The organism is Mycolicibacillus koreensis, assembly GCF_002104795.1.
Classification (GTDB): domain Bacteria; phylum Actinomycetota; class Actinomycetes; order Mycobacteriales; family Mycobacteriaceae; genus Mycobacterium; species Mycobacterium koreense.
Genome location: NZ_NCXO01000016.1, coordinates 49,174 through 70,724 on the forward strand (window position 1 = coordinate 49,174; position 21,551 = coordinate 70,724).

Annotated in this window: 22 protein-coding genes and 1 pseudogene; 10 read left to right on the plus strand and 13 right to left on the minus strand. The window is 72.1% G+C overall.

The annotated features are described in order from the left end of the window. Positions 1-44 precede the first annotated feature (44 nt). From B8W67_RS09255 to menE, 4 genes and pseudogenes are all read left to right on the plus strand, one after another. Positions 45-1,245 (plus strand): annotated as a pseudogene (locus tag B8W67_RS09255) (inorganic phosphate transporter); the annotation flags it as partial. Positions 1,246-1,264: 19 nt separating this feature from the next. After that, positions 1,265-1,558, plus strand: a complete 294-nt coding sequence (locus B8W67_RS09260; protein ID WP_069391896.1) for a hypothetical protein — start codon at positions 1,265-1,267, stop codon at positions 1,556-1,558. Positions 1,559-1,615: 57 nt separating this feature from the next. Further along, positions 1,616-1,933, plus strand: coding sequence for a DUF3349 domain-containing protein (locus B8W67_RS09265; protein WP_069391798.1), 318 nt, complete (start codon positions 1,616-1,618; stop codon positions 1,931-1,933). 119 nt (positions 1,934-2,052) lie between these two features. Further along, positions 2,053-3,096, plus strand: coding sequence for an o-succinylbenzoate--CoA ligase (menE, locus tag B8W67_RS09270; protein ID WP_109561752.1), 1,044 nt, complete (start codon positions 2,053-2,055; stop codon positions 3,094-3,096). A gap of 33 nt (positions 3,097-3,129) precedes the next feature. Here the strand turns inward: menE and B8W67_RS09275 are convergent, their stop codons facing one another. Together B8W67_RS09275 and B8W67_RS09280 are read right to left on the minus strand one after the other, a co-directional pair. Next, entirely contained in the window at positions 3,130-3,906 is a 777-nt protein-coding gene (locus tag B8W67_RS09275; RefSeq protein WP_085303645.1) for an S-methyl-5'-thioadenosine phosphorylase, read from the minus strand. 47 nt (positions 3,907-3,953) lie between these two features. Next, positions 3,954-6,998, minus strand: coding sequence for an MMPL family transporter (locus B8W67_RS09280; RefSeq protein ID WP_085303617.1), 3,045 nt, complete (start codon positions 6,996-6,998; stop codon positions 3,954-3,956). Positions 6,999-7,124: 126 nt separating this feature from the next. On the opposite strand from B8W67_RS09280, the gene B8W67_RS09285 reads away from it, so the two are divergent. Together B8W67_RS09285 and B8W67_RS09290 are read left to right on the plus strand one after the other, a co-directional pair. Then, positions 7,125-7,703 carry a TetR/AcrR family transcriptional regulator gene (locus B8W67_RS09285; protein ID WP_234806712.1) on the plus strand — a complete coding sequence of 193 codons (579 nt, stop codon included), beginning with the start codon at positions 7,125-7,127 and terminating at the stop codon, positions 7,701-7,703. 39 nt (positions 7,704-7,742) lie between these two features. Next, positions 7,743-8,615 (plus strand): 1,4-dihydroxy-2-naphthoate polyprenyltransferase, encoded by an 873-nt coding sequence (locus B8W67_RS09290; RefSeq protein ID WP_085303619.1) that lies wholly within the window; start codon positions 7,743-7,745, stop codon positions 8,613-8,615. 10 nt (positions 8,616-8,625) lie between these two features. On the opposite strand, the gene B8W67_RS09295 is transcribed toward B8W67_RS09290, so the two are convergent. Continuing rightward, a complete protein-coding gene (locus B8W67_RS09295; protein ID WP_308213939.1) occupies positions 8,626-8,970 on the minus strand; it encodes a DUF4229 domain-containing protein in 345 nt (114 codons plus the stop codon). Between the two features lie 59 nt (positions 8,971-9,029). Between B8W67_RS09295 and B8W67_RS20840 the strand changes: the two genes are divergently transcribed. Further along, entirely contained in the window at positions 9,030-9,188 is a 159-nt protein-coding gene (locus tag B8W67_RS20840) for a hypothetical protein (protein WP_165607780.1), read from the plus strand. 87 nt (positions 9,189-9,275) lie between these two features. Here B8W67_RS20840 and B8W67_RS09300 read toward each other — a convergent pair whose 3' ends face one another. From B8W67_RS09300 to hemL, 7 genes are all read right to left on the minus strand, one after another. Beyond that, positions 9,276-10,601 (minus strand): MinD/ParA family ATP-binding protein, encoded by a 1,326-nt coding sequence (locus B8W67_RS09300; protein ID WP_109561750.1) that lies wholly within the window; start codon positions 10,599-10,601, stop codon positions 9,276-9,278. Positions 10,602-10,672: 71 nt separating this feature from the next. Further along, positions 10,673-11,665 (minus strand): c-type cytochrome biogenesis protein CcsB, encoded by a 993-nt coding sequence (ccsB, locus tag B8W67_RS09305; protein ID WP_085303621.1) that lies wholly within the window; start codon positions 11,663-11,665, stop codon positions 10,673-10,675. Between the two features lie 28 nt (positions 11,666-11,693). Beyond that, positions 11,694-13,271 (minus strand): cytochrome c biogenesis protein ResB, encoded by a 1,578-nt coding sequence (locus B8W67_RS09310; RefSeq protein ID WP_085303623.1) that lies wholly within the window; start codon positions 13,269-13,271, stop codon positions 11,694-11,696. Beyond that, positions 13,268-14,050: a cytochrome c biogenesis CcdA family protein gene (locus B8W67_RS09315; protein WP_085303625.1), complete on the minus strand. Its 783-nt coding sequence runs from the start codon at positions 14,048-14,050 to the stop codon at positions 13,268-13,270. Before B8W67_RS09315 ends, B8W67_RS09310 begins: the two co-directional genes overlap by 4 nt. Next, positions 14,047-14,646 carry a TlpA disulfide reductase family protein gene (locus tag B8W67_RS09320; RefSeq protein ID WP_085303627.1) on the minus strand — a complete coding sequence of 200 codons (600 nt, stop codon included), beginning with the start codon at positions 14,644-14,646 and terminating at the stop codon, positions 14,047-14,049. Before B8W67_RS09320 ends, B8W67_RS09315 begins: the two co-directional genes overlap by 4 nt. A gap of 2 nt (positions 14,647-14,648) precedes the next feature. Continuing rightward, positions 14,649-15,260 (minus strand): histidine phosphatase family protein, encoded by a 612-nt coding sequence (locus B8W67_RS09325; RefSeq protein WP_069391807.1) that lies wholly within the window; start codon positions 15,258-15,260, stop codon positions 14,649-14,651. Next, positions 15,257-16,570 carry a glutamate-1-semialdehyde 2,1-aminomutase gene (gene hemL / locus B8W67_RS09330; protein WP_085303629.1) on the minus strand — a complete coding sequence of 438 codons (1,314 nt, stop codon included), beginning with the start codon at positions 16,568-16,570 and terminating at the stop codon, positions 15,257-15,259. Before hemL ends, B8W67_RS09325 begins: the two co-directional genes overlap by 4 nt. 199 nt (positions 16,571-16,769) lie before the next feature. On the opposite strand from hemL, the gene B8W67_RS09335 reads away from it, so the two are divergent. Both B8W67_RS09335 and B8W67_RS09340 read left to right on the plus strand, forming a co-directional pair. Beyond that, positions 16,770-17,153 (plus strand): nitroreductase family deazaflavin-dependent oxidoreductase, encoded by a 384-nt coding sequence (locus B8W67_RS09335; RefSeq protein WP_069391809.1) that lies wholly within the window; start codon positions 16,770-16,772, stop codon positions 17,151-17,153. 3 nt (positions 17,154-17,156) lie between these two features. Further along, positions 17,157-17,537, plus strand: coding sequence for a nitroreductase family deazaflavin-dependent oxidoreductase (locus B8W67_RS09340; RefSeq protein ID WP_069391810.1), 381 nt, complete (start codon positions 17,157-17,159; stop codon positions 17,535-17,537). A 9-nt stretch (positions 17,538-17,546) separates the two neighbouring features. Here the strand turns inward: B8W67_RS09340 and B8W67_RS09345 are convergent, their stop codons facing one another. From B8W67_RS09345 to B8W67_RS09355, 3 genes are all read right to left on the minus strand, one after another. Continuing rightward, complete coding sequence (locus B8W67_RS09345; RefSeq protein ID WP_085303631.1) at positions 17,547-18,908, minus strand: PPE domain-containing protein; 1,362 nt, start codon at positions 18,906-18,908, stop codon at positions 17,547-17,549. Positions 18,909-19,060: 152 nt separating this feature from the next. After that, on the minus strand, positions 19,061-19,684 hold the full coding sequence (locus B8W67_RS09350; RefSeq protein WP_085303633.1) for a TetR/AcrR family transcriptional regulator: 624 nt from the start codon (positions 19,682-19,684) through the stop codon (positions 19,061-19,063). Next, the gene (locus B8W67_RS09355; RefSeq protein ID WP_085303635.1) at positions 19,662-20,570 is read right to left on the minus strand and encodes an oxygenase MpaB family protein; all 909 of its coding nucleotides are present in this window, start codon (positions 20,568-20,570) and stop codon (positions 19,662-19,664) included. Before B8W67_RS09355 ends, B8W67_RS09350 begins: the two co-directional genes overlap by 23 nt. A gap of 118 nt (positions 20,571-20,688) precedes the next feature. On the opposite strand from B8W67_RS09355, the gene B8W67_RS09360 reads away from it, so the two are divergent. After that, positions 20,689-21,498, plus strand: coding sequence for an alpha/beta hydrolase (locus tag B8W67_RS09360; protein ID WP_069391901.1), 810 nt, complete (start codon positions 20,689-20,691; stop codon positions 21,496-21,498). Positions 21,499-21,551: the final 53 nt, after the last annotated feature.

A 21,551-nucleotide genomic window follows, 5' to 3' on the forward strand; every position in this document is an offset into this window, starting at 1 on the left:
GTTTCATTCGACTTTGAGCCCCGTCTACCCCCAGAATTGAGCCCGTGAGTCTCGAGCTGTTCCTGTTGATCATCGTGGTGATCACAGCCTTGGCCTTCGACTTCACCAACGGTTTTCACGACACCGGCAACGCGATGGCAACCTCCATCGCCAGCGGGGCGTTGAGCCCCAAGGCGGCGGTCTCGCTGTCGGCGGTGCTCAACCTGCTGGGCGCGTTCCTGTCCACCGCGGTGGCGGCCACCATCGCCAAGGGGCTGGTCGACGCGAACCTGGTCACCTTGGAGCTGCTCTTCGCCGGTCTGGTCGGCGGCATCGTGTGGAACCTGCTGACCTGGCTGCTCGGCATCCCGTCGAGTTCCTCCCATGCGCTGATCGGCGGCATCATCGGCGCGATGATCGCCGCGGTCGGCGGCCACGGGGTGCTGTGGACCGGGGTGGTCTCGCTGGTGCTGGTGCCGGCCGTGGTCGCCGCGACGCTGGCGATCCTGGTCGCCGCCGTCGGCACCGCGCTGGTGCACCGCATCATCCGCGGCCTGGAGGAGAAGCGCACCGAGCAGGGCTTCCGCCGCGGCCAGATCGGGTCGGCGGCGCTGGTGTCGCTGGCGCACGGCACCAACGACGCCCAGAAGACCATGGGCGTCATCTTCCTGGCGCTGATGTCCTACGGCGCGGTCTCCACCTCGGCGACGCTGCCGCCGCTGTGGGTGATCGTCGCCTGCGCCACCGCGATGGCCGCCGGCACCTACATGGGCGGCTGGCGCATCATCCGCACCCTGGGCAAGGGCCTCGTCGAGATCAAACCGCCGCAGGGCATGGCCGCCGAATCCGCCGCGGCAGCGGTGATCCTGCTCTCCAGCCACTTCGGCTACTCGTTGTCGACCACCCAGGTGGCCACCGGGTCGGTGCTCGGCAGCGGGGTCGGCAAGCCCGGCGCCCAGGTCCGCTGGGGAGTGGCGCGCCGCATGGTGACCGCCTGGCTGGTCACCCTGCCGCTGGCCGGGGTGGTCGGGGCCACCACCTACCTGCTGGTGCACGCGATCGGCGGCTACCTCGGGGTGATCCTGGGCTTCGCGCTGCTGGCGATGGCGTCGCTGGTGATCTGGCTGCGCTCGCGGCGGGTCCGCATCGACCCCAGCAACGTCAACGACGACTGGCAGGGCAGCCTCACCGGCGGTATCGGCGCCCCCGGCGACGCCGCGGGTGCGCCCGCAGCCCCACGCACCGCTGCCACCTTCGGCCCCGCCCCGCGGGAGGTCGCTGCGCGGTGAGCGCCTGGTTCGACTACGTCGCCACCCTCAAGATCCTGGTTTTCGCCCTGCTCGTCGGCGGCGCGTTGCCGGCGCTGTTCGCGCTCGGGGTGCGCATGGGCGCCCCGAACGGCCCGAACGCGGACGGCACGACGCGACGCAACCCGGTGATGGTGGCGCTGAGTTGGCTGGTGTTCGCGCTGGTCGTGGCTGCCGTCGTGGTCGGGGTGCTGTTCATCGCCCGCGATTTCCTGGCTCACCGGTTCGGCTGGCACCTGCTGGGCGCCTATCCTGTCGGCGCGGGCACGTAACATCGGGGGGGTTGGTGTGACCCGGGTATCGCGTGCCGTGGAGCGGGAGTTGACGTTGTGAACCGATTCCTCGACGCCATCGTCGCGTGGCTGCGCGCCGGCTACCCCGACGGGGTCCCGCAAACCGACTACATTCCGCTGTTGGCGCTGCTGTCGCGGCGGCTCACCAGCGACGAGGTCAAAGAGGTGGCCAGCCACCTGATGCGCCGCGGCGACTTCGACCACGTCGACATCGGGGTGACGATCACCCAGATCACCGATGAGCTGCCCTCGGCCGAGGACGTGGCCCGGGTGCGCGATCGGCTCGCCGCGAAAGGCTGGCCGTTCGACGACCAGCGCGACGCCGCCGGCGGCCAGCCGCGGGAGCACCCATAGCCGTGCTGCTGCGCGCCGTGGTGACCCGGCCCGGCCACGCCGTCGCCGATCTGCTGCCGGCGCTGAGCGAGGTCCTCGGCGACGGGCTTGGCGACGGGCTTGGCGACGGACGCGGCGCGCTGCTGCCGGTGGCCCCCGACGCCGCCCCCGCCGCCGCGCTGCGGGTCGGTGAGCCGATCGACGCCGACATCGCGGTGGTGGCGACCACCTCCGGCACCACCGGCACCCCGAAGGGCGCCGCGCTGACCGCCGCGGCGCTGCGGGCCAGCGCCACCGCCACCCACGCCCGTCTCGGGGGGCCGGGCCGCTGGCTGCTGGCCCTGCCCGCCCATCACATCGCCGGAATCCAGGTGCTGGTGCGCAGCCTGCTCGCCGGCACCGCCCCGGTCGAACTCGACCGGTCCGGCGGTTTTCACCCCGACCGCTTGCCGGGCGCGATCGCCGCCCTCGGATCGGGGCGCCGCTACGCCGCGCTGGTCGCCGCCCAGTTGGCCGCGGCGCTGACCGACCCGGCGGCCACCGCCGCGCTGGCCGACCTCGACGCGGTGCTGCTCGGCGGCGGGCCGCTGCCCGCACCGGTGCACGCCGCGGCCGCCGACGCCGGGATCACCGTGGTGCGCAGCTACGGCATGAGCGAGACCGCCGGCGGCTGCGTCTACGACGGGGTGCCCCTCGACGGGGTGCGGATGCGCATCGACGACGACGGCCGCATCCGCCTCGGCGGCGCCACCCTGGCCCGCGGCTACCGCAACCCGCCGGACCCCGACCCGTTCGCCGAGGCGGGCTGGTTCGTCACCGACGATCTCGGCGCCATCGACGCCGCCGGGGTCCTGCGGGTGCTCGGACGCGCCGACGAGGCGATCAGCACCGGCGGGCTCACCGTCGTGCCCCAACCGGTGGAGGCCGCGCTGGGAACCCACCCGGCGGTGGCCGACGTCGCGGTGTTCGGCGTCCCCGACGACCGGTGGGGCCAGCGGGTGGTGGCCGCGGTCGTGGTCGCCGACGGCCACACCGCCCCCACCCTGGCGGCGCTGCGCGGCCACGTCGCACAGACCCTCGAGGTCACCGCCGCGCCGCGGGAGCTGCATCTGGTGAGCGCGCTGCCGCGCCGCGGCATCGGCAAGGTCGACCGCGCCGCGTTGGCGCGCCGCTTCGGCCGGTAGCGCGCCCGCACCGACCCGTTTTCTGCGGGCCCCTCAGGGCAACTCGAACGGCAACTCCACACCCTCGTGGGCCAGGCAGTGGGTGCAGGACCGCTCGGGGGCGACGCGGTCGATCGCGGCGCGCACCAGTGTTTTGAACGGCCCGATGTTCCTGGTGAACTCGGCGAACACGTCGACGGTGCGCACCCCGGAGCCGACCTCGACTCCGGCATCCAGGTCGGTCACCAAAGCGATTGCCGCATAACACATCTCGAGTTCACGGGCCAGCACCGCCTCCGGGTAACCGGTCATGTTGATCAGACCGAATCCGGCTGCGGCGAACCAGCGGCTCTCCGCGCGGGTGGAAAACCGCGGCCCCTGGATCACCACCATCGTGGCCCCGTCGACCACGTCGGGCCGGCCGGTGACCGCGGCGCGCAACATCGGGCAGTAGGGGTCGGCGAACTCGACGTGCACACCCCCGGAGTCGAAGTAGGTGTCGTCGCGACCGCGGGTGCGGTCGACGAGCTGGTCGGGCACCACGACGGTGCCCGGCCCCCACTGCGGGGTGAGGCTGCCGACCGCGCACGGCGCGAAGATCCGGCGCACCCCCACCGCGCGCAGCGCCCACATGTTCGCCCGGTAGGGCACGGTGTGCGCGGAGTACTCGTGTCCGGCGCCGTGGCGTGGCAGAAACGCCACCTCGTGGTCGCCGACGAGCCCGAGGGTGACCGGCCCGCTGGGCGCGCCGTAGGGGGTGTCGAGGTCGACGCTGCGGGCCTCGGGGCCGAAGAACGAGTAGAAGCCGCTGCCACCGATCACCCCGAGCATGCGCTCATTGTGCGCCACGGCGCTCCCCGGTCCGGGCCCCGGGGACCTCAGCTGCGGGCCGGCCACCACATCCGCTCGCCCAGCAGGCTCATCGCCGCCGGCAGCAGGTAGGTGCGCACCACGGTGATGTCGAGCAGCAACCCGATACCGATGGTGGAGCCGATCTGCACCAGGTTGAGCACGGTGCCGCTCATGAGGGCGAACATGGTGATCGCGAACACCGCCCCGGCGGTCGTGATGACGCGCCCGGTGCTGCCGAAGCCGCGGATGATGCCGCTGATCACCCCGCTGTGGGACTCTTCGCGGATCCGGGCGGCGAACAGCATGCTGTAGTCGGCGCCGACGGCGACCAGCGCCATGAACGCCACCGGCAGCACCGACCAGTCGACGTCGATGCCGATGATGTGCTGCCAGATCAGCGTGGTGACCCCCGCCGCCGACGCGAAGGACAGCACCACCGCGGCGATCATCAAAAGCGGCGCGATCAGGCTGCGCAGCATGACGATGAGCACCAGGGTCACCGCGAGAACGGCGACCACCGCGAACAGCGCGAAGTCACGCCACGTCTGCTGCAGGTGGCTCTGCGACAGCGACGCCAGTCCGGTGGATTCGATGGTGGCGTGTTCGAGCACCGTGCCGGTGGCGGCTTGGCGAGCCGCATCCCGCAGGTCCGGCACCGCGGTCAACGCCTCGTGGCTGTAGGGGTTGACCGCCCACACCGCCATCATCCGGGCGGTGCGGCCGTCCGGGGAGATCAGCAGCTTCTGGCCGGCGGTGAACCGCGGATCGGACTGGGCCTCCGGCGGTAGGTAGAACCCGCGCCCGGCGCCGTCGCGGGTGTGCTCGGAGAGCCCGCGCAGATACCCGGTGGCCCGATCCAGGCCGGCGTTGAGTTCGGTGGTCAGCGCCAGCATCGTGTCGGTGCCGGTTTTGACCTGCTCGAGCCCGTCGTGCAGTTGTCCCATCCCGCCGGCCAGGTCGGCGACGCCGGCGGTGAGCGAATCCAGGTCGGCGCGCGCCTGCTGCGGGGAGCGTCCGTCGAGCCGGTCGAGCATCGCGCGGAATCCGGCCAGGGTGGCGCGCAGGTCCGGCAGTGCGGCCACGGCGGCGGCGATGTCGGCGTCGGGGACCACCGGGGCGATCAGCTGCGCCCCGGTGATCGCCGCCAGTGCCCGCCCGCCGGTGGCGGCGTTGAGGTCGGCGAACGCGGTGCGCGCGCGCTGGCAGGACGGATCGGCGGCGCACTGCGGTGAGGGATCCGCGGCGGTGAGCGGATCGAACACTCCGTGCAGCGCGGCGGCCGCGGCGACGGCCTGCTGACCGGCGGTGACGTCGTCGGCGACCGATTCCAGCGCGGTGGTGGCCGAGGTCAGCGTCGCGACCACGTCGGCCACGTCGACAGAATCGCCCGAGACGGTGCCGAGCAGCCGGTCGGCGGACTCCAGCGTGCCCAACAGGGCGCGCACCACCCCGGTGATGTCGCGGACACCGTCGGTGAGCTGCGGGATGCGGGTCGCGGCGTCGGCGGCGCCGTCGCGCAGCGCGGTGACCCCGGCGGCCAGCCGGCGCAGCCGGGGAAGCTGGTCGTCGATGCGGTGCTGGGCCTCGCCGAGACCGTCGGCGACCTGACCGGTCTGATACCCGATCGCGGTCTGCTGCAACGGTTTTCCGTCAGGCCGGGTCAGCGAGCGCACGTAGGCCACCTGCGGCAGGTTGCCCACCCCGCGGGCGATCAGATCCAGTGCGGCCAGATCCGCGGTGTTGCGCATGTCGTGGTCGGCGCGGATCACCAGGAATTCCGGTGCCACCTCGTTGACACCCCAGTGCTCCTCGACCGCGTCGTAGCCGCGTTTGCTGTCGGTGGCGTGCAGCTGCATCGAGTTCTCGTCCATGTTCGGCCGGAACGTCACCAGCACCGCGCTGGTGGCCAGCAGGAACACCAGCGTCGCCGCCGCCAACACCGGTGCGCGGCGCACGATGGTGGCTCCCCGGTGGCGCCACGCCCGCTCGTCGAGGGGCCGCGGCTCGGCGCGTCCGTGCCGCCCCCAGACCGCGATCAGCGCCGGGGTGAGGGTCAGGCTCACCGCGGCGGTGATCGCGATCGCCAGGGCGATCGGCGGCCCGGCGGTGCGGAACATGCCGATTTCGGTGAAGACCATCGCCGACCCCGCCCCGGCGATCGTCAGCGCCGAGGCGATGATGATCGCCGCGGTCCGGGCCCCGGAGCCGGCCACCGCCTCGGTGACGTCGACGCCGCGGCGCCGCCCCTCGTGGTAGTTGGCCAACAGGAAGATGCCGTAGTCGGTGCCGGCGCCGAGCACCATCGCGGTGGCCAACGCGATGGTGAAGTTGGAGACCGACAACCACTCGTGGGCGCCGAGCAGCGAGATCACCGGCCGGGCCACCCCCAGCGAGATCCCGACGGTCAGCAGCGGGATCAACCCGGTCACCAACGACCGGTACACCGCCAGCAGCAGCAGGGTGATCAACGCCATCGACACCGCGGTGATGATGAGCAGCGAGGTGTCGATCGCGGAGAACAGATCCGACAGGGTCGGTGAGGGCCCGGTGAAGTTGACCGCCAGCCCCTCGGGGCGCGGCAACTCGGCGATGAGCGCGCGCACGTCCTCGGTGGACCGGTGCGCCCGGGTCGAGCCCACGTCCCCGGTGGTGGCCAGCATCAGCTGGATCGCCCGGCCGTCCGGGCTCATCCCCAGATCCGCCAGCCCGGGGGTGCCGAACGTGTCCAGCACGTAGGCGACATCGTCGTCATCGGCGACCAGGCGGGCCACCAGGCGGTGGTAGTAGTCGACGTCGGCCGGCCCCAGGGTGCGGTCGGCGGAGAGCACCACCGCGCCGACCGCCGTGGAATCGGGCACTCCGAAGTCGCGGGACATCTCCCGCAGGGTGTCGGTCGTCGCGCTCTCCGGGGTGAACGGCGCGGAGTGCTCGGCGACCGTGCGCTCCAGTTGCGGCACCGCCAGGTTCAGCGCGCCCGCCAGCGCGAACCACGCCAGCAGCACCCAGCCGGCGTGCCGGGCGCAGGCCCGGGCCAGGTTCCCCGCCGCGGGGAGATGGTGGGTGGTCGCCATGATCGCCCTCCGGTCGTGGCGCGGCACGCCAGTGATTATGCTCGGCAACATATTATGCTCGGCAACATAGCATAATCGTTGGGTATGCTGGACCCGACTGTGTGATCGATCACGAGAGGACGACGGTTGGGAGCCCGCACCGATACCCGCACCAAGATGCTGGTCAGCGCCATCGAGCTGCTGCGCGAACGGGGCGCGGCGGCGGTCACCGTCGACGCGGTGCTCAGCCACAGCGGCACACCCCGCGGGTCGGTGTATCACCATTTCCCCGGCGGGCGCGATCAGATCCTGGCCGAGGCGCTGCAGATCGCCGGCGACACCATCGGCGTGTTCATCGAGCAGGCCAGCACCATCGACCCGCACACCGCTTTGGACCGGATGGCCGCGTTCTGGTCGGCGTCGCTGACGGACTCGGACTTCCGGGCCGGGTGCCCGGTGGTGTCGGTCGCGGTCGGCGCCTCCCCCGGGGAGGAGCCGCTGCGCGACACCGCCGCCGACCTCCTGGACCGCTGGCACCGGTCCCTGCGGGCGGCGCTGACCGACGTCGGTGTGCCCACCGAGCGCGCCCGGCGGCTGGCCCACCTCACCGTCGCCACCCTCGAGGGCGCGGTGATCCTGTGCCGGGCCCGCCGATCCGTCGAACCGCTCGACGACGCGACCGCCGAACTGCACCTGCTGCTGGACACGGTGGTGCCCGCCGGGTGAGCCGGCGGCCGCGGGACGGTGCCGTGACAGGATCGGGGCGTGGCCAGTCTCGCCGAGTGGATCGCCGGAGCGCGTCCGCGCACCCTGCCCAACGCCGTCGCCCCGGTGATCGCCGGGACCGGCGCGGCGGCCTGGCTGGGCGGCGCCGACCCGGTGCGGGCGGCGCTGGCGCTGCTGGTGGCCCTCGCGCTGATCGTCGGGGTGAACTACGCCAATGACTACTCCGACGGGGTGCGCGGCACCGACGACGAGCGCACCGGGCCGGTGCGCCTCGTCGGGGCGCGGCTGGCGTCGCCCGCGGCGGTGCGCGCCGCGGCGGTGGGGTCGCTGGCGCTCGCCGGGGTGGCCGGGCTGGTCCTGGCGCTGCTGAGCGCCCCGTGGCTGATCGCGGTGGGGGTGGTGTGCCTGGCCGGGGCGTGGCTGTACACCGGCGGGTCGCGCCCGTACGGCTACGCCGGGCTCGGCGAGGTCGCGGTGTTCGTGTTCTTCGGTCTGGTCGCGGTGCTGGGCACCCAGTTCACCCAGGCGCTGCGCATCGACTGGGTGGGGGCGGTGGCCGCCGTGGCCACCGGCGCGATGTCCTCGGCGGTGCTGGTCGCCAACAACCTGCGCGACATCCCCACCGACGCCGCCTCCGGCAAGATCACGCTGGCGGTGCGCCTCGGCGACCGGCGCACCCGGGTGCTGTTCGTGGCGCTGCTGGCGATTGCCGGGGTGGCGACGCTGGTGCTCACCGCGGCCACCCCGTGGTGTGCGGTCGGCCTGCTGGCCGCGCCGCTGGCGTGGCGGGCGGCCGCGCCCGTGCGCACCGGGGCCCACGGCGCGGCGCTGATCCCGGTGCTGCGGGACACCGGCCTGACCCTGCTGGTGTGGGCGAGCGCCACCGCGATCACACTCGCCGCGCTGGCCTGAACGTCACCCGCTAGGCGTTCGGCGACTCGGGCTTCGTCGGCTCGTCCGGGTCCTCGGCGTCCTCCCCGCGCAGCCGGGCGTGCAGCTGCTCGCGATCGCGGCGGCGGCGCTCCCCCACCGCGGCGAGATCGGCGGTGGCGCGGCGGCGTTGCGCGCCGAAGAGCCAGATGCCCAACGGCAGGCCGATGATGAACGCGAACCCCAGCGCCACCACCAGCGGCAGATCCTCCACACCGATCAGCCGCGCCACCCCGTAGATCAGCGCGGTGAGCGCGGCCACCAAAGCGAGCCTCAGCAGCGAATACAGCATGATGTCCAGACCCACGCGCAGGCCCGATTGCTCACGTTCACTCACCGCTGCAGCCTACGTGGCCGGTCTGCGGCGCAGGTATATTCGTCTCCAGGAGGTGTTCCGTGATCTACCTGCTCCTCATTCTGGCGCTGGGGACGCTGGTGTACCTGGGCTGGCGCGCATCGCAGACGCGGCGCCGCGCCGCCCCGCGGGTGATCGGCCCCGACGACGACCCGGAGTTTTTGGCGCGGCTGGGCCGCGGCGACACCGACCCGCGCTGACGCGGGGCTCGCCGCCCCTCCCCGAGCAGGGCCCGATCAGGGCGCCCGAGCAGGCCCCCCGAGCAGGCCCCCCGACTAGACCACGCTTTAGACGAAGTGCTCGTTGGTCCGGTCGATGTTGGGGAAGCCGTCGGCGACGGTGGCCGCCAACTCCAGCAGCGCCTCGCGGGTCTCCCGTTTGAGCCGGGCCAGATCCACCTCGGCACCCTCCTCCAGGTGCGGGTCGAACGGGATCAGCCGCACCGCCCGGCAGCGTTGCGAGAAGTGGTCGACGACCTTGCGCATGTCGACCTTGCCGGAGCGCGGACGCACCGCGTTGATCACCGCGATCGAGTTGCGCACCAGGTCCTGGTGGCCGTGGGCGTCGAGCCAGTCCAGCGTTGCCGAGGCGCTGCGCGCCCCGTCCACCGAGCCGGAGCTGACCACGATCAGCGCGTCGGACTTCTCCAGCACCGCGGTCATCGCCGAGTGCATCAACCCGGTGCCACAGTCGGTGAGCACCAGCGAGTAGAAGCGCTCCAGCACCTCCAGGGTGCGCCGGTAGTCGTCGGCGCTGAACGCCTCGGAGACCGCCGGGTCGCTGTCGGAGGCCAGTACCTCCAGACGGCTGGGTCCCTGGTTGGTGTAGCTGCGCACATCGCTGTAGCGGGCGACCCCGTCGGCGTCGCGCAGCAGGTGGCGCACCGTGGCCGCGGTCTCCAGCGGCACCTTCTGGCTCAGCGTGCCGCGATCGGGGTTGGCGTCGACGGCCACCACCCGGTCGCCGCGGATCGATGCGAACGTCGCACCGAGGGTGGCGGTGATCGTGGTCTTGCCGACCCCGCCCTTCAGGGACAGCAACGCGATCCGGTAACAGCCCTGCAGCGGCTTGTTGGCCTGCACGGTCAGCGAGTTCTGCCGGATGGTGCGCGGGCTCTCCCCCACGTTGATCAGGTGTCCGGACAGGCTGTACAGCGCCCGACGCCAACCGCCCGACGGCGGCGGCTTGACCTGCCGCAGCAGGGTGCTGGTCGACAGGTCGGAATACCGGGCCGGCAGGTGCGCCGGCGGTGGGGCCGGCAGCAGGTCGGTCGACGGCGCCGGCTGCGCGGCGGTGGGCGGCTGCGGCCCGCCGTAGGACTCCGGTCCCCCGTAGGAGAAGTCCAGCGGCGCTTCGGGACGCGGCGGCTCCGGGTGCGCGGAGGTGTCGACGCCACCGTGGTAGACCGGCGGCGGCGGATTCATCGGCTGCGCCATCCCGACCGGCGGGGTGGGGTTCCACTCCCGGGTCGTATTCGGCTCGGCGAAGCGCTGCTCGGAGCGGAATCCGCCGTAGCCGTGGGTGGCGTCGTGGCGGATGGGCTGGCCGAGGATGCGGGTGTGTTCGTCGTCGTCGGGCGCGCCGTGGCCGCCCTGCGTCGGATTCTCAGACACGGTCAATCCCCCTGTTTCACAAAAATCGTCTGTCTTCGCACGATAACGCAGTGCCGGCGGTGGGCGCTGTCTCAGCCCACCCCGGCGTAGGAGTGCAGACCCGCGGTGACCAGGTTGACGAAGAACAGGTTGAACACCATCGCGACGAATCCGACCACGTTGATCCAGGCGGCTTTGCGGTCGCGCCACCCGGCGGTCGACCGGGCGTGCAGGTAGGCCGCGTAGATCACCCACGCGATGAACGACACCGTCTCCTTGGGGTCCCAGCCCCAGTAACGTCCCCAGGCCTCCTCGGCCCAGATCGCCCCGAAGATCACCCCGAACCCGAACACCGGGAACGCGAAGATCGTGGTGCGGTAGGCCAGCCGGTCGAGGGTCTGCGCGTCGGGCAGCCGCTGCACCAGCCGGGCCAGCGCGCCGGGGGTGCCGGGCTCACCCAGCCGGGAGGTGCGTGCCAGAAACAGGATGCTGGCCACCCCGGCGACGACGAACACCCCGGACCCGGTGGAAACCACCGAGACGTGGATCGGCAGCCAGTAGGACTGCAACGCCGGCATCACCGGGGCCGCGGTGGCATACAGCCAATGCCCGGAGATGCCCAGCAGGACCAACACCGGCACCAGCACGAACACCCACAGCGGCCGGTAGCGCGGTTTGCGCAGCACCACCGCGCCGGTCACCAGCCCGGAGAAGCAGGTCAGGTTGATGAACTCGTACATGTTGCCCCACGGCGGGCGCATGGTGGCCAGCCCGCGCAGCGCGATGCAGGCGAACAGCAGCCCGATGCCGACGTAGACCAGCGCCAGGCCCGCGCCGCCGACCCGTTCGGCCACCGACCGTTGCGGGGCGGCGGGCACCACCCCGGGCACCGCCGGGTCGTCGGCGTCGGAGACCGGCGCGCCGGCCCCGACCAGGGTGCGCTCGCGGGCGTCGACGCGGCGGCTGCCGGCGTAGGCCAGCTCCACCGCCAGCAGCACCAGCGCGAGCACCAGCACCACCAGTGCGGAGGTGTAGGCCCAGTCGGAGTAGCGGGCCAGCCCGACGTCGATGTGGGTGGTGTTCATGGGCGCCACTCCTTGGTCCCGGCGTGGTTCATCTGCGCTGACCTTCCTGCGACGGTGACGGGAGCCCGTCGAGAAGTCGGGCGGTCAGCCGCTCGAACTCGTCGCCCCAGCCGGCGTTGTCGGTGCGGGCCAGCCCGCCGAGTTCGACGTTCACCGTACCGGGCGCGGCGGTGCTGACCCGAATCCAGACCCGGCGGCGGCGCACCACCAACGACAGCACCAGCCCGGCCATCATCGTCATCGCGAACACCAGCACCCAGATCTGCCCCGGGTCGTGGGAGACCTGCAGGTTCACGAACGGGACCGCGCCGTCGAACCGGATCACGGTGCCGTCGTCGAGGCGCATCTGCGGGGTGCGCAGGTTCAGGTTCGCCCGGCCGACCTTCACCAGCCGGCCCTGCTCCATCATCCGGTGGTCGAGGGTGAACAGCGACTGCGGCCGGCCCGAGTCGAGCCCGGTGTCGCCGCGGTAGACGTCGATGGCGACCGCCGGATCACCCATCGCGGGGAACGCCGAGGACAGCAGGGTGCCGTCGAGTTGTTCGGTCGGCGCGAACAGGCCCTGGATGGCGATCTGGTGCCGGCGGCGTTCGGTGGCATCGGGGTAGGTGCCCGCGGGCGGGTCGAACCGCAGCGCGCCGGAGGACAGCAGCGTCTTCTGGTCGTCGGGCCGGAACTGGATGGTCTGGGTGCGCTGCTGACCGTCGGGGAAGATCACGGTGAACGTCGGGGCGTAGCCGTGGCCCTGCAGGTAGACGCGGTTGCCGTCGATGCGCAGCGGGTGGTTGACCTCCAGCCGGTAGGGCCGCCAGGTGTTGGTGGCCAGGTCCTCGCCGCGCTGGTAGTCGATGTCGGCGGCGTAGGACGTGGCCTGCCCCGACGGCAGGTAGTCGGCGTCGAAGTCGTTGACGCGGAAACACAGCGGGTCCAGGTCGGTGCCGTCGACGGTCAGCCCGGCCCGGAACGAGTCGAAGGCCGCCGGGGACGCCGAGCAGAAGCCGGGGCCGCCGTCGGCGACGACGATCGTCGAGCCCTCGTAGCCGAAGAGCTTTCCGGCGGCCACCGCGATCAGCAGGCCCAGCAGCGCGAAGTGGAAGGCCAGGTTGCCGAATTCGCGCAGGTAGCCGCGTTCGGCGGCGACCTCGGTGCCGGTGTCGGTGACCCGGGTGGTGCGCCGCCAGCCGCGCAACCGCCCGGCCAGCATCGCGGCGACCGCGTCGGGCTCACCGGCCAGGCCGGTCGCCTCGGCGTGTTTGGGCAGCCGGGCCAGGTTGCGCGGTGCGGCCACCGGGTCGGCGCGCAGGCCGCGCAGGTGCTCCACGGTGCGCGGGGTCAGACACCCCACCAGCGAGATGAACAGCAGCACATAGATCGCGGTGAACCAGAAACTGCCGAACACGTCGAACATCTGCAGTCGGTCCAGCCACGGCCCGACCGCGGGGTGGTCGAACAGGTACTCGTCGACCTTGCCGGCGTTGAGGCTGCGCTGCGGCAGCAGGGCACCGGGGATCGCCCCCAGCGCCAGCAGGAACAGCAGCACCAGCGCGGTGCCCATCGACGTCAGCGACCGCCACGTGTTGCGCGCCCGCTGCCACACCCGGCTCATACCGGCAGCCTCACGTCGGAGATCAGGGCGTCGCGCACCCAGGCGATGAAGTCGCTCCACAGCCCGGTGACCAGTGCCGCGCCGACCACGATCAAAAGCACCCCGCCGAAGATCTGGATGGCGCGGGTGTGCCGGCGCAGCCAGCCCAGGCCCGCGACCGCGCTCGCCGAGCCCAGCGCGAGCAGCACGAACGGGATTCCCAGCCCCAGGCAGTAGGCGAGCACCAGCACCACGCCGCGCGCCACCGAGGGCCCGTCGGTGGCGCTGGCCACCGCGATCACCCCGGTCAGGGTCGGGCCCAGGCACGGGGTCCATCCGAGGGCGAACACCGCGCCGAGCAGCGGCGCGCCGGCCACCGTCGACACCTGCCGCGGGCTGAACCGCAGCTGGCGCTGCAGGGCGGGCACGTAGCCGATGAACACCAGCCCCATCACGATGGTCAGCACCCCACCGATGCGCTGCAGCAGCACCTGGTTGGTGATCAAGGTGGTCGTCATGCCCAGCACCGCGACGGTGCCCAGCAGGAACACCACGGTGAACCCGGCGACGAACAGCGCCGCCGATCCGGCGACCCGCCACCGGTGCCGTGGTGCGGCGAGCACCGCCCCGTCGGCCGACGGGGTCTGCTCGGCGCCGACGACGGCGGCCAGATACGACAGGTAGCCGGGCACCAGCGGCACCACGCACGGCGACGCGAACGACACCAGCCCCGCCAGGACCGCCACCGCCAGCGCCACCAGCAGCGGGCCGGTGGCGGCCGTCGCGGCGAACCCGGTCATGCCGGCCCCGGCTCGGCGGCGAGGCGCTGCACCACCGGCCGGAGATCCTCGGCGAGCAGTTCGCGCAGAAACACCGCCGCCACCCGATGCTCACGGTCGAGCACCAGCGTCGACGGCACCACCGAGGTGGGGTATTTGCCGCCGAAGGCGATCAGGGTGCGCATCGCCGGGTCGTAGATCGACGGGAACGTGATGGCGCGGTCGGTGATGAAGTCTTGGGCCGCGGCCCGGTTGTAGTCCTGGACGTTGATCCCCACGAACGCGACCCCGTCGGCGCGGGTGGCGTCGTAGACCTGCTGGAGTTGGTCGATCTCGGTGCGGCACGGCCCGCACCACTGCCCCCACACGTTGATCACGACGACGTCGCCGTCGAAGTCCGACACACTCACGGTGGTGTCGGGGTCCATCAGGTCCGGGCCGCTGATCGGCCCGGGTCGGCCGCGGTCGGCCGGCGGGTCGTAGAAGATGTCGGTTTTGCCGCCCGGGGAGACGAATTCGAAGGTCCCGCCCTGCACGACGGCGTCGTCACCGGTGGAACACGCGCTCGCGGCGAGCATCAGTGCGGCCAGCAGCGTCCAGCCGATCCGGCGCCACATGGTCAACAGCCGCCCGCCGGCTCGGAGTAGTCGACGCCGACGAACCGGTCGCCCTCGAAGATCAGCGAGGTCACCGACGCCACCGTGCACTCGCGGCTGCGCGGGTCGTGCCAGAGCCGATGGCCGGAGAAGAACTGCCGGGCGGTCCACACCGGCAGCTGGTGGGACACGCAGACCGCCTCATGGCCGGCGGCGCGGGCGCGCGCCGCGTCGACAGCGGTGGCCATCCGCGCGGCGATCTCGCGGTAGGGCTCGCCCCACGACGGGGTGAACGGGTTGCGCAGCCGCCACCACACCCGCGGGTCACGCCAGGCGCCGTCGCCGGGGGAGACCCGTTTGCCTTCGAAGAAGTTCTCCGACTCGATGAGGTCGGCGTCGGTGTCGACCGACAACCGGTGGGCGGCGGCGATGGGCGCCGCCGTCTCCTGGGCGCGCTGCAGCGGGGAGGCGATCACCGCGACGATGTCGCGGTGAGCCAGCGCGTCGGCGACCGCCTGCGCCTGAGCTCGCCCCTTGTCCGACAACCGGAATCCGGGCAGCCGGCCGTAGAGGATCCCGTCGGGGTTGTACACCTCGCCGTGACGGATCAGGTGTACCCGGGTCTGTCCGGTCATCGGGGCTGCTCCGCTCCGGCCGCGGCGGCCGCAGCGGCCGGCAGTGCTGCAGCGATGGTCTCGAAGGCGGTGTCGTCGAGCGCCGCGGAGACGAACCACGCTTCGAACGCGCTGCACGGCGGGTAGACGCCGGCTTCCAGCAGGGCGTGGAAGAACGGCGGGAACCGCCAGGTCTCGCTGGCGCGCGCGGCGGCGAAGTCGGTGACCGGCGCGTCGGCGAAAAACACACTGAGCATGTTGCCGGCGCGGGGGATCTGGTGTGCCACTCCCACTTTGGTCAGCTCCTCGGAGAGCAGGCCGGCGAGCCTGTCGGCGGCGGTGTCCAGCGCCGCGTAGACGTCGGCGGTGGCGTTGCGCAGGGTGGCCAGCCCGGCGGCGGTGGCCACCGGGTTCCCCGACAGCGTCCCGGCCTGATACACCGGCCCGAGCGGGGCAAGGCGGGCCATCACCTCGGCACGCCCGCCGAAAGCCGCCGCCGGCAGACCACCGCTGACCACCTTGCCGAACGTGAACAGGTCGGCGTCCACCGGATCGAGCCCGTACCAACCGCTTTCGCTGACCCGGAATCCGGTCATCACCTCGTCGAGGATGAGCAGCGCGCCGTGGTCGGCGGTGATGGCCCGCAGCGCCGCGTTGAACCCGTCGGCGGGGGCGACGACGCCCATGTTGCCGGGGCTGGCCTCGGTGATCACCGCGGCGATCTCATCGCCGTGACGCTCGAACGCGGCGGTCACGGCGTCGATGTCGTTGTAGGGCAGCACCAGGGTGTCGGCGGCGCTGGCCCCGGTGACCCCCGGTGAGGCCGGCAGGGCGAGGGTGGCCACCCCGGAGCCGGCGTCGGCGAGCAGCGCGTCGACGTGGCCGTGGTAGCAGCCGGAGAACTTCACCACCTTGGTCCGGCCGGTGAATCCGCGGGCCAGCCGCAGCGCGCTCATCGTCGCCTCGGTGCCGGAGTTGACCAGCCGCACCTGCTGCACGGGGGCGACCCGGGCGATGATCTCGGCGGCCAACTCGGTCTCGGCGGCGGTCGGCGCCCCGAACGACAGGCCGTCGGAGGCGGCGCGCTGCACCGCCTCGACCACCGCCGGGTGGGCGTGGCCGAGGATCATCGGCCCCCACGAGCAGACCAGGTCCACATAGCGGTTGTCGTCGGCGTCGGTGAGCCAGGCACCGCGCGCCGAGGTGATGAACCGCGGGGTGCCACCCACCGCGGCGAACGCCCGCACCGGGGAGTTGACCCCGCCGGGAGTGACCGCACAGGCACGGTCGAACAGTTGCGCCGACCCCGCGGTGACCTGCTCACTAGCCATGGCCACTAGTCTCCCAGCTGCGCGAAACCGGTCGACTACAGGGTGTAGCAGAACCGCGCCGCCACGCCCGCTCCCCCGAGCCGGCCGGACTCACCCATCCGCACGTTTGCGTGCGGGCGACGGCCGTTTCGGCACGCAAACGTGCGGCTCGGCGCCGGCGACGGTTGAGACCGGTGGACACGGCGGGTTGGATGGGGCCATGCAACTACCGCAACGGCTGGCGCGATTCAACCGCCACGTGACCAACCCCATCCAACGCCTGTGGGCGGGCCGCGCCCCCGGGTTCGGCATCCTCGAGCACACCGGGCGACGCTCGGGCACCGTCTACCGCACCCCGTTGAACGTGTTCCGCACCGACGACGGGGTCGCGATCCTGCTGACCTACGGACCGGACCGGGACTGGCTGAAGAACCTGCGGGCCGCCGACGGGGGCCGGTTGCAGCGCCACGGCCGCACCATCGAGGTCACCAACCCGCGGGTGGTCAGCAAGGCCGAGGCCGCCGAGCACGTCAGCGAGCGGTCCCGCCGGTTGTTCGCCCGGCTGCCGTTCGACAACGCCGTCCTGCTGACCAGGAAGGGCTGAACCGTGAAGTTCTCCCAACGCCGCGCCGAATTCAACCGGGTGGTCACCAACCCGCTGTTCCGGCCGATCTCCGGCTGGGTGCCGCTGTGGTCGATCCTGGAGCACACCGGCCGCAAATCCGGCAAGACCTACCGCACCCCGGTGTCGATGTTCAGCACCCCCGACGGGGTGGCGGTGGCGTTGGTCTACGGCCCCGACCGCGACTGGCTGAAGAACCTGCAGGCCGCCGGCGGCGGCAAGGCCAAGATGTACGGCAAGACGTTCCCGGTGACCGATCCGAAGGTGGTGCCCACCGCCGAGGCGGTCGCGCAGATGAAGACCCCGTGGGCGCAGATCCTCGAGCGCGCCAACGTGGACTACACGCTGCTGCTCACCCGCGGCTGAGCCGGGCGCTCACTCCAGCAGCCGGCGCTTCTGCTCCAGGAACTCGTCGCCGGTGAGCACACCGTCGTCGCGCAGTTGGGCGAGTTGACGCAGCTCCGCGGCGATTCCGGTGCGCGCCGCCGGGCTGGCCACCGTCTCGGCGACCGCCGCTTCGGCGGCCTCCTTGGCCACCTGCCCGACCTTGCCGCCCTTGATGCCGCCGAGGGACCCCGCGGCGGGGCTCACGCTGCCGGCCAGGGCGCGCCCGAGCATGCTGGCCAGCGCCAGGTCCCGGAACGCCGCCCCGGAGGCGCCGGCCACCGCCGGGCCGGCCGCCGACATGGGCAGGGCGACGGCCGCCGGCGCGATCTCCGGGACGTTGGCGCCCCAGGCGGGCGGCACCGACAGCCCCGCGTTCTGCGCGGCGTTGCCCATCGCGCCCTCGGTCCACGGCCACATCCCCGGACGCCACCATTCCGGGCGCGGGTGGCCCATCACCCCGAGCATCTCGTGGTGCTCGGAGTGCAGGTGGTCCAGGCGCCGCTCGTTCTCCAACACCCCGGGCACGGCGTCGAGCCAAGCCCCGGCGGAGACGATGACCCCGGCCAGCGACGCCACACCGCCGGCGACCCCGGCGATGAGCCCCAGCAGCCCGGCGAGGTCGGGGATGAGGAATTCGGCGAGATCCGGGAAGGGGATGTCGCCGATCCCAGGAATCGTGATGTCGAGGGGCATGACCTCGGCCGCCGGGCCGGCCAAAGCCTTCGGCGCATTGCCCCCGGCGTCCCCCATCCGCATCAGCACCTGCTGAGCACCGACGTTGCCGACGTTTTTGGCCGCGTCGCCGGCCTGGGCTACCTGACCCATCTCGTTGGTGGTCTTCGGCGGCGGCTGGAAGGGCTCCATCTGCAGCGCGGTGATCGAGGACAGCGTGTAGGTGGCGAACATCGCCACGTCCTGGGCCCACATGGCGGCGTATTCGGCCTGGTTGGCGGCGATCGCGGCGGTGTTCTGGCCCAGCAGGTTGGTGGCCACCAGCGTCATCAGCTCGGCACGGTTGGCGGCGATCGCCGGCGGTGGCACGGTCGCGGCGAACGCGGTGTCGAACGCGGCGGCCGCGGCCTTGGCCTGCAGCGCCACCTTCTCGGCCTGCACGGCGGTGGTGTGTAGCCAGCTCACATACGGCGCGGCCGCGCTGGCCATCAGCATCGACGACGGCCCCATCCAGGATCCGCTCAGCGCCGACACCACCGATTGGTAGCCCATCGCGGTGGTGTGCAGTTCGGCGGCCAACCCGTCCCAGGCCGCGGCGGCGGCCAGCATCGGCCCGGAGCCGGGGCCGGCATACATCAGGCCGGAGACGACTTCCGGCGGCAGACCCGCCCCACTCATGGCCCCTCCATCGGTTTGCTGCGATCGCGGTGACCGGCCCGGTCACACCGTCCGAACCCGCGCCACTCCAGCGTGACCTCAGACTATAACCCGCGGGCAAACGGGGCAGGTATCGAAAAGTTGATAGCTGCGCCACGGTTGGGCAACGGCGCTCAGCCCGTCGATTCCCGCAGCCCCGGCGGCAGGCTGGGCAGAAAATGGGTGGTGGCGAAGGCCCGGATCGCCTCGGCGGTCTCCAGCGGCTCGCGGCTGGGCAGCAGCAGCACCACCATCGCGTAGCGGGCGATCGTGTCGGCCAGCGCCATGACGGTCGACGCCCCGATCCGGTCGGCGAACCCGGCCGGGAAGATCACCTGCAGCGCGGCGGCGACCCGGTCGACGAACGCCTCGTAGTGTTCGGCGGCCAGCTGCAGGGCCAGCGCCGGGTCCTCGGTGATCATGGTGTTGAGCACCCGGTGGTGGCGGAACCGCAGGATCGCCGCGGTGAACGCCTCGACGTAATAGTTGGTCTGCGGGCCGGCGTCGGCCAGTTCGGCGGCGATGTCGGCGAACAGCGCGGTGTTCTCCCGGTCGATGACCGCGGCCACCAGCTCGTCACGGTTGGCGAAGCGGCGGTAGATGGTGGTGCGGCTGATCCCGGCGCGGCGCGCCACGTCCTCCAGGGCGACCCGGGTCACCCCGTGCTGGGCGAACTCGGCGACGGCCGCGTCGAGGATGACCGTGCGGGTCGAGTCGGCGACGGCCTCGCGCCGGTCAGCCGCGGGCGAAGCCGGCACGAGCAAACTTGTTGTATCGCACTCGCATCGGCAGATGATCCCACACCCAGTTCACCGGCCTCGACCGGCAGATGGCCGCCAGCCGCTGGTAGCGGCGCTCCTGGGCAGCACTCCACGGCAGCCCGAGCATGGTGCGCGCTCGCGGCGGCAGCCCGCCGGTGGTCAGAAACGCCGCCACCGGGTTGAACACCACCGACGCCACCCGCCACACCGCCGGGTGCACGCCCTTGGGTCGGGGGAAGCCCTTGGTGACGTAGCCGACCGCGTAGGTGGCGGTCTTGTGGGCGACGAGGACCTCATCGAGCATCCGGTCCCAGTAGGCCTCGAACCCGGCGTAGTCGGCCGGCATCGCCCGATCGCTCACCCCGTAGCGGCGGTACCAGGTCTTGGACTCGGCATAGATCTGTTCCTTCTCCGCGCGGGTGAGCCGTTTGACGAAGGTGTCGGCGAAGTACAGCACCTGGTCGAGGAAGGTGGCGTGCGCCCAGTAATAGGTGTCGGGGTCCAGGGCGTGGTAGCGCGAGCCGTCGGGCATCTCGCCTTTGATGTCGAGGTGGAAGTCCCGCACCCGCTGGCCGGGGTTGTCGTCGTCGGCGCCGTAGGCGGTCATGAAGATCGGCGGCAGCGACCGGCGCAGCCGCGCCGCGGTGTCGGAGAAGAACACCGAGTGATCCAGCACCCCCTGGCCGAGTTCGGCGAGCATGTTCTCCAGCACCCCGGGGCGCGGCCCGACCAAAAACATCCGGTTGTCCCCGAAGTACCGCCAGACCAGTGACTGCGGCCCCAGCGGCAGCGCGTCGGGGGCCGGGCCCGCGGGGGCGGGGTCCGCGGCGGCGGGGCTGTCCGCGCGGGCAGCGGCGGTGGCGGTCTCGATCAACTCGGTCATGAGACACAATGTTACACAATTCGTACTTTGTACCGGTATGGAGCTGTTGCATCGCCGTTGCGGGTCCGTTGCCGGTCCTTGCGACGATGCGCAGGTGGATTCGCTGACCCGTCGTGACATGTTGCGTCTGGGCATCGGCGCCACCGCCGGTCTGTGGTCGCTGGGCGGGTTGTTGGGTCCGGCGCGCGCGCAGGCCACCCCGCCCGAGCCGTCGGCGGCCGGCGCGGTGCTGCCCACCCGTGATGCCGGGTCGTTCGTCTCGGCGGCCCGCGGCGGCAAGGAGACCAACTGGATCATCGCCCGGCCGCCCAACCAGACCGGTCCGCTGCGTGCGGTGATCGCGCTGCACGGGATGGACTCCGACGCTGCCGGGGTGATGAGTCTCGGTGTCGAGGAGCAGCTGGCGCAGGTGGTGGCCAACGGCGGGTCACCGTTCGCGGTGATCGCCGCCGACGGCGGCAACACGTTCTGGCATCGCCGAGCCTCCGGCGAGGACTCCGGGGCGATGATCCTCGACGAGTTGATCCCCCTGATGGCCACCAAGGGCATCGACACCTCACGGGTGGCGTTCATGGGCTGGTCGATGGGCGGCTACGGCGCGCTGATGCTGGGCTCGCAATTGGGGGCGGCGCGCACCGCCGGGATCTGTGCGGTGAGCCCGGCGATCTATCTGACCTACTGGGGGGCACCGCCGGTGGCGTTCGACGGCATCGACGACTGGCGCACCAACACCGTGTTCGGCCGCCCGGCGCTCAACTCGATCCCGCTGCGGGTCGACTGCGGCATCGGCGACGGCTTCTACGTCGCCACCCGTCAGTTCGTCAACCACCTCGAGACCCCGCCGGCCGGCGGGTTCAGCCCCGGCGGGCATGACGCGGCGTACTGGCGCGGCCAACTCGGCGACGAATTGACCTGGCTGGCGTCCTAGCTCACAACACGGGCCCCCACACCTGGGCCCCTACCCCTGGGAGAACCCCCGAG